Source organism: Tropicimonas aquimaris (assembly GCF_042676185.1).
GTDB lineage: Bacteria > Pseudomonadota > Alphaproteobacteria > Rhodobacterales > Rhodobacteraceae > Tropicimonas > Tropicimonas aquimaris.
Window position 1 is genome coordinate 481,575 of the sequence record NZ_JBHTJT010000008.1, and the last position, 15,441, is coordinate 497,015.

Annotated in this window: 16 protein-coding genes; 2 read left to right on the forward strand and 14 right to left on the reverse strand. The window is 66.0% G+C overall.

Features of this window, described 5'->3' with window-relative positions; all coding sequences use genetic code 11:
* Nucleotides 1-12: 12 nt before the first annotated feature.
* The gene (locus tag ACFQ2S_RS08730) at nucleotides 13-1,221 is read right to left on the reverse strand and encodes a bifunctional alpha/beta hydrolase/OsmC family protein (RefSeq protein ID WP_386074055.1); all 1,209 of its coding nucleotides are present in this window, start codon (nucleotides 1,219-1,221) and stop codon (nucleotides 13-15) included.
* Between the two features lie 121 nt (nucleotides 1,222-1,342).
* On the opposite strand from ACFQ2S_RS08730, the gene ACFQ2S_RS08735 reads away from it, so the two are divergent.
* Entirely contained in the window at nucleotides 1,343-2,218 is an 876-nt protein-coding gene (locus ACFQ2S_RS08735; RefSeq protein WP_386074056.1) for an endonuclease/exonuclease/phosphatase family protein, read from the forward strand.
* A 68-nt stretch (nucleotides 2,219-2,286) separates the two neighbouring features.
* Here ACFQ2S_RS08735 and dddP read toward each other — a convergent pair whose 3' ends face one another.
* The 12 genes from dddP to ACFQ2S_RS08795 form a co-directional block, all read right to left on the reverse strand.
* Nucleotides 2,287-3,615 carry a dimethylsulfonioproprionate lyase DddP gene (gene dddP / locus ACFQ2S_RS08740; protein ID WP_386074057.1) on the reverse strand — a complete coding sequence of 443 codons (1,329 nt, stop codon included), beginning with the start codon at nucleotides 3,613-3,615 and terminating at the stop codon, nucleotides 2,287-2,289.
* A gap of 96 nt (nucleotides 3,616-3,711) precedes the next feature.
* Nucleotides 3,712-4,182, reverse strand: coding sequence for a prepilin peptidase (locus ACFQ2S_RS08745; protein WP_386074058.1), 471 nt, complete (start codon nucleotides 4,180-4,182; stop codon nucleotides 3,712-3,714).
* A gap of 8 nt (nucleotides 4,183-4,190) precedes the next feature.
* Complete coding sequence (locus ACFQ2S_RS08750) at nucleotides 4,191-5,024, reverse strand: helix-turn-helix transcriptional regulator (RefSeq protein ID WP_386074059.1); 834 nt, start codon at nucleotides 5,022-5,024, stop codon at nucleotides 4,191-4,193.
* Nucleotides 5,025-5,265: 241 nt separating this feature from the next.
* The gene (locus tag ACFQ2S_RS08755) at nucleotides 5,266-6,264 is read right to left on the reverse strand and encodes a type II secretion system F family protein (RefSeq protein ID WP_386074060.1); all 999 of its coding nucleotides are present in this window, start codon (nucleotides 6,262-6,264) and stop codon (nucleotides 5,266-5,268) included.
* Nucleotides 6,265-6,274: 10 nt separating this feature from the next.
* Nucleotides 6,275-7,246 carry a type II secretion system F family protein gene (locus ACFQ2S_RS08760; protein WP_386074061.1) on the reverse strand — a complete coding sequence of 324 codons (972 nt, stop codon included), beginning with the start codon at nucleotides 7,244-7,246 and terminating at the stop codon, nucleotides 6,275-6,277.
* 3 nt (nucleotides 7,247-7,249) lie between these two features.
* Nucleotides 7,250-8,647: a CpaF family protein gene (locus ACFQ2S_RS08765; protein WP_386074062.1), complete on the reverse strand. Its 1,398-nt coding sequence runs from the start codon at nucleotides 8,645-8,647 to the stop codon at nucleotides 7,250-7,252.
* 13 nt (nucleotides 8,648-8,660) lie between these two features.
* On the reverse strand, nucleotides 8,661-9,872 hold the full coding sequence (locus ACFQ2S_RS08770; RefSeq protein ID WP_386074063.1) for an AAA family ATPase: 1,212 nt from the start codon (nucleotides 9,870-9,872) through the stop codon (nucleotides 8,661-8,663).
* A gap of 15 nt (nucleotides 9,873-9,887) precedes the next feature.
* Nucleotides 9,888-10,541 (reverse strand): TadE/TadG family type IV pilus assembly protein, encoded by a 654-nt coding sequence (locus ACFQ2S_RS08775; protein WP_386074064.1) that lies wholly within the window; start codon nucleotides 10,539-10,541, stop codon nucleotides 9,888-9,890.
* On the reverse strand, nucleotides 10,538-11,044 hold the full coding sequence (locus ACFQ2S_RS08780; protein WP_386074065.1) for a TadE/TadG family type IV pilus assembly protein: 507 nt from the start codon (nucleotides 11,042-11,044) through the stop codon (nucleotides 10,538-10,540). Before ACFQ2S_RS08780 ends, ACFQ2S_RS08775 begins: the two co-directional genes overlap by 4 nt.
* A gap of 5 nt (nucleotides 11,045-11,049) precedes the next feature.
* A complete protein-coding gene (locus ACFQ2S_RS08785) occupies nucleotides 11,050-12,507 on the reverse strand; it encodes a pilus assembly protein TadG-related protein (RefSeq protein ID WP_386074066.1) in 1,458 nt (485 codons plus the stop codon).
* Between the two features lie 26 nt (nucleotides 12,508-12,533).
* On the reverse strand, nucleotides 12,534-13,331 hold the full coding sequence (gene cpaB, locus ACFQ2S_RS08790) for a Flp pilus assembly protein CpaB (protein ID WP_386074067.1): 798 nt from the start codon (nucleotides 13,329-13,331) through the stop codon (nucleotides 12,534-12,536).
* Between the two features lie 187 nt (nucleotides 13,332-13,518).
* Nucleotides 13,519-13,713 (reverse strand): Flp family type IVb pilin, encoded by a 195-nt coding sequence (locus ACFQ2S_RS08795; protein ID WP_386074068.1) that lies wholly within the window; start codon nucleotides 13,711-13,713, stop codon nucleotides 13,519-13,521.
* Between the two features lie 302 nt (nucleotides 13,714-14,015).
* On the opposite strand from ACFQ2S_RS08795, the gene ACFQ2S_RS08800 reads away from it, so the two are divergent.
* Nucleotides 14,016-14,969, forward strand: a complete 954-nt coding sequence (locus ACFQ2S_RS08800; protein ID WP_386074069.1) for a Hint domain-containing protein — start codon at nucleotides 14,016-14,018, stop codon at nucleotides 14,967-14,969.
* Here ACFQ2S_RS08800 and ACFQ2S_RS08805 read toward each other — a convergent pair.
* Nucleotides 14,953-15,423 carry a YybH family protein gene (locus ACFQ2S_RS08805; protein WP_386074070.1) on the reverse strand — a complete coding sequence of 157 codons (471 nt, stop codon included), beginning with the start codon at nucleotides 15,421-15,423 and terminating at the stop codon, nucleotides 14,953-14,955. The genes ACFQ2S_RS08800 and ACFQ2S_RS08805 overlap by 17 nt on opposite strands.
* Nucleotides 15,424-15,441: the final 18 nt, after the last annotated feature.

Consider the following 15,441-nt stretch of genomic DNA (forward strand, 5'->3'; position numbering starts at 1 on the left):
CGTGCCCGAATGTCAGTCGATCAGGGCCGTCTCGACCCTGGCGCCGGCTTCCAGTGTCTTGTGCACCGGGCAACGGTCCGCGATGTCGAGCAGCCGTGCGCGCTGCCCGGCATCCAGTGCCCCCTCGAGCCGGATCCGGCGGGTGAACCTGTCGATCCGGTTCGGACCCGTCAGGTCGCTGTCCTGCGCATGGACCTTCTCGTGCGTCACGTCGACCGAGACATACTCCAGCGGCCATTCCTTGCGGCGGGCATACATGCGGATTGTCATCGAGGTGCAGGCCGCCAGTGCCGCCGAGAGAAACCCGTAGGGCGACATTCCGCGATCCGTGCCGCCATAGGCGAGAGGTTCGTCTGCGAGCGTATGGTGGCGCGGCCCGTGGCTGATGTCCTGCAGGAAGCCGTCGGGATCCGCTTCCGAAGCCCGGACCACCCCTTCCGGCGCCCCGGGGGGCGGCGCGGGCGGACGCAGCTCGATATAGCGTCCGGCCCAGGCCGCGATCACCTCGGCGGCGTATTCGGCATCCGCGGCCCGGCTGACGAGATGATCCGCATCGTCGAGGGTGACGAAGCTCTTGGGGTGACGTGCCGCCATGAAGATGCGGGTCGCGTTGTCGATGCCCACGACCGAGTCGCGCGGCGCGTGCAGCACCAGCAGCGCCTTGCGGAGGTTGGCGATGTGGGGCGCGAGATCGGCCTTCAGCACATCCTCGACGAAGTCGCGTCCGATGCAGAAGGACCGCCCGCCGAGGTCGACCGGCGCCATGCCCTCGGCCTCGATCCGTGGCAGGGCGTCGGCGAAATGGTGGGTGACATGGCCGGGCTCGAAGGGCGCGCCGATCGTGACCACCGCCTTGAGGCTGTCGACCTCGCCCGCCGCCTTGAGCACCGCGGCCCCGCCCAGCGAATGGCCGATCATCAGCGTCGGCGCCATGCCGCGCGCTTCCAGATACGCCGCTGCGGCCTTCAGGTCTGCGGCGTTCGAGGTGAAGGTCGTGTTGGCGAACTCGCCTTCGGAATGCCCCAGCCCGGTGAAATCGAACCGCAACACGGCGATCCCCATGCCCGCCAGACGTTGCGCAATCCGCCGGGCGGCGGCGATATCCTTGGTGCAGGAGAAGCAATGGGCAAAGATGGCCGTGGTCAGGTGGGGCCCTTCCGGCATGTCGAGCCTGGCGGCCAGCGGCGTGCCGTGGGCACCTTCGAAGGTGATCCGTTCCATGCTGTCTCTCCCGGGGGCGATTGCGTGCTTGATCGAAGGGTGGTGCTGCGGCACACCGAACGAAAGACCTGTGTCACCCGCGTCACGGGAAGGTGACGGGGCGTAACCGGAGCTTGAGCCAATGGGCATTTGGAGCATGATCTTCTGGGCCGTCGCCGTCTGCGGCTTCGCCGTGCTGGCCGGCGGGTTTCTCGGCCCCCTGCATCCGGCTGGAGAATCGCTGGCAGTGCTGCGCGGGCCGGTGACCTTTATCGGAGCGCTCTGGATTGCCCTCGGCTGGCGCACCGGCGTGGCCTCGCCGCTCTGGCTGGTGCCGGTTACGCTGGTCTCGCTGCCGGTGCTGACGGGCTATACCCGCTACGAGGCCGTCTCCCCGCCGCCGGAGACGGTGACGGTCTACCAGAAGAACATGTCCTACCGGATCGCCGACACCTCTGCGCTCGAAGCCGACATCCGCGAAGTTGCCCCGGACGTGCTCACCCTTCAGGAACTCATGCCCGAGGCGCGGGGGATGCTGGACAACCTCTCCGATATCCTGCCCAACGCGCGGGTCTGCGAGCCCACGCGGGTCGGCTCGGTGGCCCTGGCCACCCGTTGGCCTGCCGTCGAGGGCTCCGAGATCTGCGTCGGGGGGCTCGCCGCACTCCAGGTCGAGACGCCGGAAGGGCGGGCCTGGGTGGTCTCGCTCCATCTCGAATGGCCCTGGCCCTTCGGTCAGTCGGCCCATGTCCGCGCGCGGCTGAAGGTGCTGGAGCAGCTCGACGGGCCGGTGGTTCTGGGCGGCGATTTCAACATGGTGCCCTGGTCTCACGCCATGCACCGCATTGCCTCGAGCATCGGAGCGGAGCGCGCCGGCAAGGTGCGCCCGAGCTTTCCGCTCAACCCCGTGCTCGTGCTGCCGATCGACCACGTCCTGATCCCGGCCGGCAATCGCGGCGCCACAACGCTGCGCCCCTTGCTCGGCTCCGACCACCGCGGCCTCGTCGCCCGCTACTGACGTCGCCATCACAGGTTGGGAAACATCCTCGGGACGGGGCGCAGGGGGCGTGGCTTGCCCCGCGCCGATCAGGCGCCGCCCATCAACCTGTCGTCGAAGGGGTAGGAGGTCAGGTTCTCGAACCCGTCCTCGGTGATCAGCACCTGGTCTTCCAGCTTGATCGAGAAATCCCCGCCGACCTCGCCAACCAGCGCCTCGACGCAGAGCACCATGCCCGCCTCCAGCGCATGGTCCCAGGCGCCCTCGTGGTAATGGTCGGGATAATCGACGTGGGGCCACTCGTCACAGAGCCCGACACCGTGGAACTTGCAGGAGTACTTCTGCGCCCAGTATTCCGGCGCGAGCTGGTGGCCGCCCTTTACCAGCTCTCCGATCGTCACCCCGGGGCGGAGCATCGCCATGTTCTCGGTGATGTGCTCCACCGCGTGGCGCATCGCCGCCACCATATCCTGCCGAGGGGGCGCGTCGCCGATCCACCAGGTGCGGGAGATGTCGGTACAGATGCCGTAGGGGCCGATCAGGTCGGTGTCGAAGGCGAGGATCTCGTCCGGCTGCAGCACCCGAGGCCCGCATTCCTGGAACCACGGGTTGGTGCGCGGGCCGGTGGAGAGCAGGCGGGTCTCGATCCACTCGCCGCCGCGCCGGATGTTCTCGGAATGGAGTACGGCCCAGATCTCGTCCTCGCTCATGCCGGGCCGGGCCGCTGCCTCCATCGCGGCCATCGCGGCCTCGCAGGTATGGATCGAGCAACGCATGGCGCGGATCTCGTCCGGCCCCTTCACGGCGCGCGCGTGCTCCGTCACCTCCTCGCCGTCCATGACGTCGAACCCCGCGGCCTCCAGCGCGCGGAGCCCGTGCATCATGATCTTGTCCACCGCCAGCCGGTGGTTGCGGCCGGCATGGGCAGCCATCACCTCGGCCACCTGGTCGGCGAAGTCGCGCGCTGCCTCGGGACCGCGGTCGCCGACGGAGAAATAGAACATCGAGGCCCCGGACCGGACCTCGCGCACCAGCGGATTGTGATCGGCCAGGAAGGGCGAATTGCGGTATTCCCAGAGCACCATGTGCCCGTCGGCGCAGAGCAGGCAGGCCCGGAACGGGTTGTGCGCGTTCCACAGCTGCATGTTGGTGGTGTCGGTGGCGTAGCGGATGTTGAGCGGGTCGAACATCAGCAGGCCGCCATAGTCGCGGTCCGCGATGTGCCGGGTCAGCCGCTCCCAGCGATAGCGCCGCATCTCGGCCAGGTCGGGCAGGGCGAGCCCCGCCGCCTCCCATTCCCGCAAGGCGAGCAGCGTCGGGCCGATCTCGATACGGTCGTTGTCGTTGGGGCTGCCGTCGGCAAGGGTGGCGCCCCGGCTGGGGTCGATCTTGCGGCGGTCCCGGGAATGAAGGTTCATGGCGCGGCCTCCTGTTCCCCGAGGCTCGGTCGACCATGGCGCGGCTGTCAGGTCCGGATGCGACCATCGCGGTCGCATTCGGGCCGGAATGCAGGGCTAGAAGGCGAGCGCCGTCACCGCGAAGGGATGGATCAACCCGGCCATGGCGATGGACACACCCATCGGGAACATGCCCCGGGCGCGGAGCGCGACCCATCTGGCCTGTTGCGCCCCCGGTGCGGCGCGGAGCGTCAGGACGAGGCCGAGGCCGAGCACGATCGACACGGACAGGACGAGTCCGAAGAGGTTGAGCGTTCCCGGCGGGATCAGCAGCATCATCGCCGCCAGCGCCTTGGCGTCGCCGCCGCCGAAGAAGCCCACCGCAAAGGCGGCAAAGCAGACGACCAGCACGAAGAGCGCTGCGACCAGCCGTTCCATCGAGGACTCGACGGGTAGGAACGGCACCGAGAGGACGAAGATCAGGACCAGCGCGCCGACCAGCCGGTTGGGGATGCGCATGTAGCGCAAGTCGCCATAGGCCATCCAGAGCATGAGCGGGGCCGCGAGGAGCAGGGGCAGGAGTTCCATGCCGGGGCTCACGCGATCCGCCGCAGGTCGCCCTGCGGACGCTGCCTCGGCCCCTTGAGCAGGAGGTAGAGCAGGTCCGGCAGCCCGTCGGTGGACGTCTTGGCATAGACGTTGCGAAGGTGAGTCCGCAGCGTGGCGTGTGAGATCGAAAGCTCTTCGCAGATCCCATTGTTGGGCAGGCCGCGGCTCAGCAGCAGGCAGACGCGGTATTCCGCACGGCTCAGACGCGCCGGGTTTTCATGCCCCAGAAGATCGACCGAATTGAAATCGCGCTCCTGCCGTTTGTCCTCCAGCGCACTGGCTGCGAAAACCCCGTGGCTGCGATTTCGCCAGGCCTCGCTAAGGGTCTCTGCCAGCATATTGAGCAATGCATGCTGATTGCGCGAAAGCGGATCCAGAAAATGGAATTCCACGAAATCGGAAAAGCCGTGATCCGTCTGAAGTGGAATGACCACCAGTTCCTGAAGCTTGCGCCGGGAGTGAAACAGTTCCAGCGCTGGGTCGGTCTCCACCTCGACGACGGAGCGCAGCCAGACGGTGCCGGAGCGCGCGATCGACATGAACTCGCTGAGGATCGATGCGGCGAAGGAACGGGTCAGGCGCGGCTTCGGCGACGCGGTCGACAACGTGTCGTAAGTCACACATTTCGCTGCCTGAAAACTTCCGTGCCGGACCCGCGAAAGGGTCATCGCCTCGGCCCCCACACCCTTGGCGATCGCTCCGAGCGCGGACTCGATGGTGTCCTCTCCCTTAAGTGCCTTGCACCAACGGAAGACCGCATCGATCAGTGAGACCGCGCTTGCGCCCTGACTTGTCTGAAATTCTTCCCCCGAACCGAACATCTATTTGCACCCCGAAAAAAACCAACACAACACACCACACGCTGCTCGGGGAAGATTCTTGCCTGTTCGTTCGTTGCCTCTAGGTCAGTTAACGATGCTTTAACGAATGTGTCAAATTCTTGTCGGGAATGTATCACAAAATTGAAACAAAAATCCTGAGCTTTTTAATTGTTCATGCGCAGCGCCACAATCCCCGCGTTTGCCGCGGGAATTGTGGCCGAAGAATGCCTTGGCTGCGCGGTCAGTTGGCCGCGAAGTAGTTCACGTAGCGGATCACCACCGGGCCGAGCGACAGCAGGATGAGCGCCGGCAGCATCAGGGAGGCAAGCACGCCGGACATCTTGACCGGCAACTTGTTGGCCTTCTCCTGGGCCTGCACTTCGCGGTAGTTGCGCAGCTCCTCGGCATAGACGTTGAGCGCCTCGGTCATGCTGGTTCCGAGCTGCATCGACTGGCGCACGACGTTGACGAAGGAGTGGACGAAGTCGAGCCCGACCCGGTCGGCCATGTCGCGCAGCGCGGCGTCGCGCGGCCGGCCCGCCTGGACCTCGTGCTGGACGCTCAGAAACTCGTAGGCGATGTCGGGCGAAACCTCCCGCAACTCGTTGCCGACGCGGGTCATGGCCGCGTCAAAGCCGAGCCCGGCCTCGACCGCGATCTGCAACAGGTCGAGCGCATTGGGAAAGCCGTAGCGAATCCGCTGCTGGCGGGCCTCGACGCGGGAGTCCAGCCGGCGCAGCGGCCCGAAGTAGCCGATGGCGAGGAGCAGGGTCAGCCACTGGAACATGCCGAGGTTCGACATGTTGTTCAGCCGAACGGCGAGGCCTTCGGGGACGACCTCGGGCATCTCGCGGCTCAGGGCCGCGAGCACGAGGAAGGCCGCCGGCAGCGCCAGTGCCAGCACGATCCGCGTGAGCATGAAGCGCACCACGCTGTTCGGACCGTCGCGGCCGGCCTGCTTGAGTTTCAGCCGCAGCGCGCTGCGTTGCGCCGCGTCCGAGGGCACGAAGGATTTCAACAGGCCTGTCGGATCTGCCTCGATGGGCTTCAGGATTCCCTGATCGAGCCGCGCCTGGCGGCGCCGGTCCGACGCGGCGAGCCGGTCTGCAGCCGGGTTGGGGCTGCTGGCTGCCGTGCTCAGGCCGTAAACGAAGAGAAGCGAGCCGAGCGCGACACCAAGGAGGATCAGCATCTCGCCGCTGATCCCGTAAGACGTGAGGATGGGGTAAATGCGTTCCATGATCGTCCCCTCAGAGCTTGAAGTTCACGAGTTTGCGCAGCACCAGCGCATTCGCGATCACCAGGGCGATCACGGTGATCGCCATCGGGCGGAACATCGGGTCCGACATGACGCCACCGTAGTAATCCGGCGTCGCGGACATGGTGAAACCGAAGATCACCAGCGGCAGGGCGGACAGGAACCAGGCCGAAAGCCGCCCTTCCGAGGAGATCGCGCGGATTTTGCGGCGCATGGCGATCCGGTTGCGGATGGTGCGCGACAGCACGCTGATCACCCGCACGAGGTCGCCCCCGGTGCCGTATTGGATGCCGATGCTGGCGGAGAGGTAGTTGACGTCTTCCACGTCCACCCGTTCGGCGAATTCCTTGAACGCGTCTACCAGGTCCTCGCCGTAATTCACCTGGTCGTGGATCAGGCCGAACTCGGTGCCGATCGGGTCCGGCATCTCCTCGGCGACGGCGGCGATGGAGGTGGCCAGCGGGTGGCCGACCTTCAGGCCGCGAGCCATCAGTTCGAGCGCGTCTGGCAGCTGCAGCACCAGCTTTTCGGTGCGCTGGTTGATGCGGAAGTTCAGCACCGTCAGCGGCAGGAAGAAGGCGGGAAGGATGGCGAGAAGCGCCACGGTGCCGATCGGCGCGAATCTCGCACCGACGAGGGTGATCGCCCCCCAGAGCATAAGGCAGGACGCCACGAACATCCGTGCGCTGATCATCCAGCCGGCCTTGCGCAGCTTGACCGTCAGGTCGCCGACAAATGGAATGCGGGCGAGCAACCCGTGTTGCGGCGTGGGCTTCAGAAGGGCCAGAAGCTCCGCGGTGGAGCGGCCCTCGGCGATCATCCGCATCCGGCGGCTTCGGGCCTCGTCGCGGTTCTCCTGCGGGCTGAACAGCTGGCCCAGCCCCGAGACGAAGACGAGCGCACCGACGGCAATGCCGCAGTAGACGACGTAGATGATGTCCTGGTCCGTCAATTGATCCAGCATCGCTCAGTTCTCCCTGACGGTGAACATCTCGTTCGGCAGATCGACACCGGCGGCGCGCAGGCGCTCGGCGGCGAAGGGGCGGATGCCCGTTGCGGTGAACTCGCCCAGCACGGTGCCGTCCTCGGCGACGCCGCGGCGGCGGAAGACGAAGAGGTCCTGCATGGTGATCACGTCGCCTTCCATGCCGGTAATCTCGGAGATCGACATCACCTTGCGGCGGCCGTCGGAGAGGCGCGAGAGCTGCACCACGAAGTCGAGACCGGAGGCAACCTGGCTGCGCACCGCCGAGAGAGGCAGTTCCAGCCCGATCATGGTGACCATCTGCTCGATCCGGCCGAGCGCATCACGGGTCGAGTTGGCGTGCACCGTTGTCATCGATCCGTCATGGCCGGTGTTCATCGCCTGCAGCATGTCGAAGGCCTCGGAGCCACGCACCTCGCCGACGATGATCCGGTCGGGGCGCATGCGGAGCGCGTTGCGCACGAGGTCGCGCTGGATCACGGCGCCGGTGCCCGAGGGGCTCGGCGGCCGGGTTTCGAGCCGGACGATGTGCTCCTGCTGGAGCCTCAGTTCGGCGGCGTCCTCGATGGTCACGATCCGCTCGTGATGGCCGATCGAGGCCGACATGGCGTTGAGCATCGTCGTCTTGCCCGAGCCGGTGCCTCCGGAGATCAGCACGTTCATCCGCGCGGCAACGAGCCCTTGCAGAAGGTCGGCGGCGGTGCGGTTGAGCGCGCCGCTTTTGACCAGCATATCCATGGTCAGCGGCTGCTTGGAGAACTTGCGGATCGAGATGCTCGGCCCGTCGATGGAGCAGGGGCGGATGATCGCGTTGACCCGGCTGCCATCCTCCAGCCGCGCATCGACCCACGGATTGGCCTCGTCGATGCGCCGGCCGATCCGCGAGACGATCTTGTCGATGATCCGCAGCAGGTGTTTCTCGTCGAGGAACCGCACCGGGGTGCGCTCCAGGACCCCGCCGCGCTCGACGAAGACGCTGCGATGGCCGTTGACCAGGATATCGTTGATCGTGGGATCAGCCAGCAGCGGCTCCAGCGGGCCGAGGCCGAGCACCTCGTGCATCAGCTCGTCGACGATCCGCTTGAACTGCTCGGACCGCATCGGGTTTCCTTCCTCGGTCAGCACCTGGCTGACCAGCGTGGCGACCTCGCGACGCAGGTCCTCGGGCTGGATCTTGTCGATCACCGACAGGTTCAGCCGGTCGAGCAGGGCGTCGTGCAGCCGGCTCTTGAGCTCGAGGAAGGCGCTCAGCTCAGCATCCTCGGCGGAGTTATTCACCACCGGTGGCACTTCGGCCTGGTCGATCCTGGCCTCCGGCATAAGCTGGACCACGTTGCCGTCGGAGCCGGACGTCGATCGCTTGCTGAAATTCTTGAACATGGCGTCGTGCTCCTTAACCTTTGATCCGTGCGACCGCTCTTTGGTCTATCGCGTCCGTGAGTGAGGTGCCGAGTTTCCGGAAGGCGCGGGTCAGCGCCGAGCGGCTGGCGACCTCGGACAGGGGTGCGCCGCGATCCAATGCCAGGCGGGTGGCCTTCGGGTCGGGGGGCAACCAGTATTTCAGCGGGCGTTCGAGGATCTTCTCGGCCTCGCTGTGGAGCCGGCCCTTGATCAGCGGCTTCTTCTCGAAATTGACCACCATGTCGATCGCAAGGCCGAGGTTGTCCTCGGTATAGGCGTCGATCAGGCGGCGGGCCTGCTGGAACGAGGGCACTGCGGTGTCGGTCACGAGCAGCATTCGGTCGCTGAGTTCCAGCACCGGCGAGATCCACCCCACCAGCGCGCGCGGCATGTCCACGATCACGTGGTCGTGGCTGCGCGCCAATGTCTCGAGGATCGCCTTGACCTGCGCATTCGTCAGCGCGTCGAGCGGCGCAAATTTCGAGGGCGCGGGCAGGACCGAAAGCCCGGAGGACAGTTTGACGAGGGATTGCTCCAGGAAGGTCGCATCGGGCAGCGTGTCCTCGCTGGCCATCTGGTAGAGGCTGTCGTTCCGCGCGGCGTCGAGGAAGCCCGCGACAGCGCCGAACTGCAGGTCCAGGTCGACGACGACGACGCGCTTGCTGGGCTTCTTCTTGAGACGGCCCTGCCGGCAGAGCAGCATGTCCGCGAGGTTGACGGCGACGGTGGTTGCCCCGGCACCGCCACGCGCCTGCGCGACCGAGATGATCCGGCCCAGTTTCGGAGCGCCGCCGCCCATCGCTACCGCCGGCGCATGGGAGGCTGCTGCATGGCTGAGCGCCGCCTTCAGATCGTCGAACGAGGCCGTGTCGGGCAGCACCGCATCGGCGCCGGCGCGGGTGAGGTTGTGCGCCGCCTGCAGTGAGGCCGAGGCCTCGGTGAGCGCCACGATGGTCGCGCGGCGGGTGGCCTGGCTCCGGATCAGCCGGACGGCCTCCTCGTCGGCCTGCGAGCCGGTGTTGGCGCGGAACAGGATCATCGAATGCTTGTGCGCGAGTTTCACCGCATGGCCGTTGATGGCCGAGAGCGGCAGTCCCACCTCCTCGACATGAAAGGCGGGGTCGTCGCGGATCTCGTCCGCAAGTTGCCTGGCCGTCGGGTCGATGAACCCAACCAGAACGATTGAATTGGAGCTAATGGTCATCACAATCTCCTTTCTCTATCCCGCCGATCCGTGGGCCAGGTCTTCACCCGGCATCGACACGCTCATGGCAGGAAAAGCGATGTCCCCGCCCAGTCCTGACGGCGCGGTTGCGCCTGTCAGTCCGACCAGCGCACCGAGCGGCGAGATGAACTGGAAATCGAGATTCTGGATCTCGACGGTCACGACGGGCACGTAGGGGCCGCCGAGGAACCCGAGATTCGGGTCGTAGGCGTAGCTGAACCGGAGCACGTCCGGGCCGGCGTCATTTGGCAAAGTCCCGCGGATGATCGGCCAGATCTCGGCGACGGTTGGGTTGGCGATGGCGCCGGAGCACGAGATCGTTCCCGTAGTCTGGCAGATGGCACCCCCGGCGTTGCAGCGGGTTCCATAATCCGGCGCCGGGAGCGTGACGCTGTCCGAAATCCGGTGGAATTCGGGCACGCCGGCACAGGCCGGGGGACGGACGGCGGCCACGCGGGCCGCGACATGCATCGCCTTCTCCGTCGTCACGTAGTGGAATGCCAGGCGGCCGAAGTCGATCAGCCCGAACAGGATGAGCAGGAAGAGCGCCAGCACCAGGGCGAATTCGACCAGCGTCGTGCCGTCCTCCTCGCGTCGGAACGCGCGCAGGCGCTGGCGCGCAGAGCGATATGTGCAGCGCGCTGTCATGTTCCGAAGATCCGGCTCTGGTCGGAGACATCCGTGGTGAAGGTCGTCCGGCTGCCGCCGGCGAGTTCGAACAGGCCAGCGAACGGGAAGGTGACGGTTAGGTTGGCCGTGACCTGGGCCACACCGACCTGCGAGACGCGGTAATCGCCCGTGAAGCACGTCAGGCTCGGTGTGACCGAGTTGATCGTGATGCCACTCGGGAAGATCGCGTCGCCAGTGGAGGAGTCGCGCACGATCCCTTCCACCTTGGTCTTCCACGCCGCCACGGAGCCGCCGGAGCTGCAGACGTCGGACGGCACGACCCGGGCGAGGTAGCGTGTCGCATCGCGCACCCCGGCGCCCGTCGCCTGGTAGGACCACATCAGCCGTCCACCCTCGATGATCACCGCGAAGATGAGCAGCAGGATCGGCAGCAGGATCGCGAACTCGACCAGTTGCGCGCCGGACTCGGAGCGGGCGAAGCTGCGGGCGTTTGCAGGGATCGGTCGCGTGAGGCGCTTCATCATCATCACCTGTAGAGCTGCACGACATCGTGGAACGTCGCCCCGGAGCCGCCGCCGCCCTGGCCACCGGCCGAGCCGACGATCTCGCCAAGGATGTCGAACTGTTGGGCGCCGCTCACCTTGCCGGGCTGGAGCAGAAAGATCTTGACGAATTCCTGAACGGGCACGTTGGTCGCGGCTCCCTGGATCTGGTTCGCAGCGCAGTCGATGCCGGCGACGATGATGCTGCGGCGATCCGGATCGGGCGCGGCTTTCGGCGCGCATTGCGGACGCCCGCTCTCGCTGTTGCCGGGCAGGATAGCGTTCGTGGAGAGAGGGCCGCCACTGAGCTCGATCTCCTTGAGATAGTACTCGTAGCGCGTGGCGTTCAAAGGCAGTGCGGGAGGCGTTGTACCAGCGTAGTTGATCGCCTCGTAGTTGGCGCGACCGGTGGCCCAGATGCCGTTGCCAAAGCGACCGCAGCTGGGGAAGCAGTCGTCGGGTGGAAGCGGAACCGAGAGCGGCGTATCGTCCTTTTTGCTGACGACGTTCTCGTCGGCCTTGCAGCCCTGGGTGACGAGGCCGTCGATCACGTTCGGCGCCGGCGCATAGTTGGGGTCGTTCTTTTCCTTGTTCATGGTGGCGGAATACATGTCGAACCGGACGTTGATCGCCGCATCCTCGATGCCGACCTTCTGGCCCGGCTCCATGTCGACGCCCCTCTGAACGAAGCACTGGGTAATGCTGCCGACGGCGCCGATCAGGCAGCGATCGAGCTGCGGACCTTTCAGCCCGCCGCAGGGACCATTCGGGTCGACCTTCACGTTCTGCGGGTCGAGAAATCCGAAATCGCCCGGCCCCCAGGCCGCGCCCTGTCCGCCGGTGCGCAGCAGCACGGTGTCACCCTTGTGGTCGTCTGCCGACCAGGTGGGACCGGGCACGCAGAACATCATCGGGGTGATGTCGCAGGCATACATGGTGAAACCGGCCACGGCCGAGGCACGCACCACACCCTCGGGCCCTGCATTGCCGGTGAGCGCCGAAAAGGCAGCGGCGAAGGTCATGTCGACGGTGCTGGCCGTTGCGGTGGCTCGGACATAGGCGGCCTCGCGCGGGTCGCTCGCAACATCGTTCATCGCCGAGAGATCGCTGGCGGGGAGCGACTTGAAGAAGGTCAGGGCATAGTCCGCATCGCCGGACAGCACGCTGTCGCCGGAGCCGAAGCTCTTGTGATCGGTGATGAAATTGGCGGCCGCGGCACGGGCTCTGTCGATCGAGTCGTCGCGGCCGTCCAGTTCGCCGGCCGCTGCCAGCGCCACGTTGTCGGCGAAGGCCTGAAGTTCCGTCTGGGTAATCCCGATGCGCCCGAGGTCGAAGGACATGGCGACGAGGCCGAGAAACACCCCGAGCGAGAGCCCGAAGAACACCAGGATGGTTCCTTCGGTGGACTTGCGCAGGTCGCGAATGGAGCGAAGCGGTTTCATGGCGTGTTCCCTCGGGCTGCCGCGCGTCAGCGCAGTTCCTGGACTTCCGGAACGTTGCCGCGGCGCACCACGACCGTCCGCGAGACCCGGTCCTCCAGCGGCGCATCCATCAAGATGTCGCTTAGGCGGATCAGTTCGAGCTTCTGGGTTTCGGCGGCCTCGAAGTTGCGCAGCGTCAGGCTGAGCGTTCCCGCCTGCTGGGCGAGCGCGAGCCGCTGGCCCTGCTCGGGCGTGACGGCGACGGTCACGGTGCGGGCGACCTCGGGCGTGTCGACGTGCTCGTCAGCGTCCTGATCGACACCGATGACGCGGATGTTCTGAAGAATGGTGACGGCGCGGAGGTCGTCACGCGACCCTTGGGTCAGCAGGACATCGACGAAATCGCCGGGCGTGACGAAGCCGCCAACGGCGGTTTCGGCGGATACCTTGATGGCCATGGCGCGCAGGTCTGCGCCGAGCGACTGGCCGATGGTGACCTTCTCGCCGAAGTCGGACACCTTGACCTTCATGATCAGCTCGCCCTGCGAGATCGCGCGCCTGGCGCGGCGCGTCGGCTGGCCGCGTTCCGGCAAAAGCTCGTCGCGCGCGGTGAAAACGCCAGCAGGCACCGCGTCGCGGGGCCATTCGATCGTTTCGAGCAGATGCGCCTCGATGGATTGGCCGAGCGAGATGTCCTGCCGGGCGACTAGTACGCTGACCGTCGCAGCCGTTTCCGCATCCATCGCGGCGGCTTTGCTGCGCTCGACATAATCGCGGGCGAAATAGGCGGACCCACCGGCAACGGCGAGGCCCACGAGGGTTGTCAGAATGGCGCTCAGTCGCATGATTGGTCCTTTCAGGGAGGTCCGGACTGATGATTTCCGGAATAGAGTGGCGGACGGCGGCGCAGCAGTTTTCCAGGACGGACCGATGAAAGAGCGCGCGGCGCAGCACGCAAATCGTCCGGCCAAGACACAGCCGCCTCCCGTACGACCTGAATCGTCTGTCGGAAGGCGGCGTGCCCTCTAGCCACTAGAAGCCGGTGGCTTGCGGGGCCAGTTTCGTTTCTGCCTCGCCCATCTTGTCGCCGACTGCCCCACCCAATTCGGTCAGGGCAGCGGTGCCGAGGCCGACGGCCAGAACAAGTGCGATGCCGTACTCGACAAGGGTCACGCCCTTTTCGTCTTTGGTGAAACGCTTGAAAGTGCGCGTCAGGTAGTTTTTCATTACTTTCCCTCCAGGATATTGCCGGTAACCGGCTTAAACACAGCCGCCGAGACACTCCGGCCAGCTTCCTCAAGGGTTTCAGGTCAGGAGAGGTGGTAACTCGTCCTGCTGTGGTAGAAAATCTACCTGTGGTTGAATTGCTTTTCGTTTATGTGTTTTTCGGGCTGCGATGTTCGGGGTCCGCGACGCGGACAGAGCGCTCTCCCGCTTCGATCAAACGTTCGCCACATTGCTGGGCGATACTCCGTCGAAGCAAGGCCGTGGCCGGACTCCCGGCGCTCAACAGGGGTGGAGACCCGACAATGCCGATCGACATCCTCGCTCACACGGTCAACACCACCGGCGGGGGCAACTTCGTCGTTCAGAACACCACGCTGACGGCGACCATCGTCGATGCGAATACGATTACCTTCGATGGCGGCGCAACGTTCCAGAGCTATACCTACCTCGGGCAGGGCAATTATCGCGGCACGGGGCAATCCGGCGAGTTCATCGAGGTTGGGGGCGAGATCTATGCCTATGCCACGGACAATCCGACCGGCCCCCTGCGAACCGGCAACTGGCGGATCTCCGCGGGCGATCTCGACCCGACCGACCCGCCGTGCTTCCTGGCCGGTACGCTGATCGCCACACCGCAGGGTGAGGTTCCCATCGAACGGCTCTCGGCGGGCGACAGCGTGGTCACGGCCTCGGGTCGCGTCGCCCGGATACTCTGGGCCGGGGCGCGGCGCGTCCCGGCCGCGTCGCTTCGGCGCGATGCCAGCCTGCGGCCCGTCGTGATCGGCGTGGGGGTGCTCGGAAACGACCGGCCGCTGACGGTGTCACAGCAGCACCGGATTCTCGTCACCGGGGGCAGGGTGCAGCTCTGGTTCGGTCTCGAGGAAGTCCTGGTCCCGGCGAAGGCTTTGCTGGTCTCGGGCCGGGCCCGGCTCATGGGAGACGACGCCGGTATCGTCTATCATCACCTCCTGCTCGAGCAGCATGACATCCTGCTGGCCAATGGCGTGGCGGCGGAGAGCCTGTTCCTCGGTCCCCGCGGCCTTGGGCCGTCCGGGAGAGAACTCGCGAAGCTGTATCCCGGCCTCGCCCCGGGTCAATTCCACGCCAAACCTGCCCGGCCCTTTGCCAGCATCGTGGAAGGCCGGGCTTACTTCGCCAGTGCGCCTCACCGCGGGATTGGCCGGACGACTCTGCCCTCCGGTGTCTCCCCGAGGCAGAACTCGACCGACAACCGGGCTTTCAATCGTTGCTGTTGAAGCAGTCGCGGTAGATCTTCCAGGCGCCGTCGTCCTGCCGTTTCAGGATCGTCAGGAACTTGCCGTCAAGTTGCACCTCCTGACCGTCCCGCATGCGGGTCGAACTGTAGACCCCACGCGCGAACGCCCAGTCGCCGGCAACCTCGATGTCGATGGGCTCGATCTCCATTGCCGTGACCGCTCCGGGCACGAACGCCTTGGGAACGGATTCCTGCAGAACCTCGAAGCCGCGTGCCGGACTGCCCGGCGGCATCTGGATGCCCTCGGCGTCCCAGAGCGTCAGCCAGGTCGCGGCGTCCGCCTCCACGCGAGCGGCGCTGTAGGTCTGCCAAAGGCCCCGGATCGCGGCTTTGTCCGCGGCGTCGTCGGCATAGGCGGGCAAGGCCGTTCCCACACCAAGCGCGACAGCAGAGCAGGCAGCCAAAGCGCAATTCGTCCAACGATGCTGTCTCATGTGAACCTCCCGATGTCA

Coding starts and splice junctions, on each gene's coding strand:
- ACFQ2S_RS08795 (WP_386074068.1), bottom strand. CDS start 13,713: ATGAAAAACTACCTGACGCGCACTTTCAAGCGTTTCACCAAAGACGAA.
- ACFQ2S_RS08770 (WP_386074063.1), bottom strand. CDS start 9,872: ATGACCATTAGCTCCAATTCAATCGTTCTGGTTGGGTTCATCGACCCG.
- ACFQ2S_RS08775 (WP_386074064.1), bottom strand. CDS start 10,541: ATGACAGCGCGCTGCACATATCGCTCTGCGCGCCAGCGCCTGCGCGCG.
- ACFQ2S_RS08805 (WP_386074070.1), bottom strand. CDS start 15,423: ATGAGACAGCATCGTTGGACGAATTGCGCTTTGGCTGCCTGCTCTGCT.
- ACFQ2S_RS08730 (WP_386074055.1), bottom strand. CDS start 1,221: ATGGAACGGATCACCTTCGAAGGTGCCCACGGCACGCCGCTGGCCGCC.
- ACFQ2S_RS08800 (WP_386074069.1), top strand. CDS start 14,016: ATGCCGATCGACATCCTCGCTCACACGGTCAACACCACCGGCGGGGGC.
- ACFQ2S_RS08750 (WP_386074059.1), bottom strand. CDS start 5,024: ATGTTCGGTTCGGGGGAAGAATTTCAGACAAGTCAGGGCGCAAGCGCG.
- ACFQ2S_RS08780 (WP_386074065.1), bottom strand. CDS start 11,044: ATGAAGCGCCTCACGCGACCGATCCCTGCAAACGCCCGCAGCTTCGCC.
- ACFQ2S_RS08755 (WP_386074060.1), bottom strand. CDS start 6,264: ATGGAACGCATTTACCCCATCCTCACGTCTTACGGGATCAGCGGCGAG.
- ACFQ2S_RS08785 (WP_386074066.1), bottom strand. CDS start 12,507: ATGAAACCGCTTCGCTCCATTCGCGACCTGCGCAAGTCCACCGAAGGA.
- ACFQ2S_RS08765 (WP_386074062.1), bottom strand. CDS start 8,647: ATGTTCAAGAATTTCAGCAAGCGATCGACGTCCGGCTCCGACGGCAAC.
- ACFQ2S_RS08745 (WP_386074058.1), bottom strand. CDS start 4,182: ATGGAACTCCTGCCCCTGCTCCTCGCGGCCCCGCTCATGCTCTGGATG.
- ACFQ2S_RS08760 (WP_386074061.1), bottom strand. CDS start 7,246: ATGCTGGATCAATTGACGGACCAGGACATCATCTACGTCGTCTACTGC.
- cpaB (WP_386074067.1), bottom strand. CDS start 13,331: ATGCGACTGAGCGCCATTCTGACAACCCTCGTGGGCCTCGCCGTTGCC.
- ACFQ2S_RS08735 (WP_386074056.1), top strand. CDS start 1,343: ATGGGCATTTGGAGCATGATCTTCTGGGCCGTCGCCGTCTGCGGCTTC.
- dddP (WP_386074057.1), bottom strand. CDS start 3,615: ATGAACCTTCATTCCCGGGACCGCCGCAAGATCGACCCCAGCCGGGGC.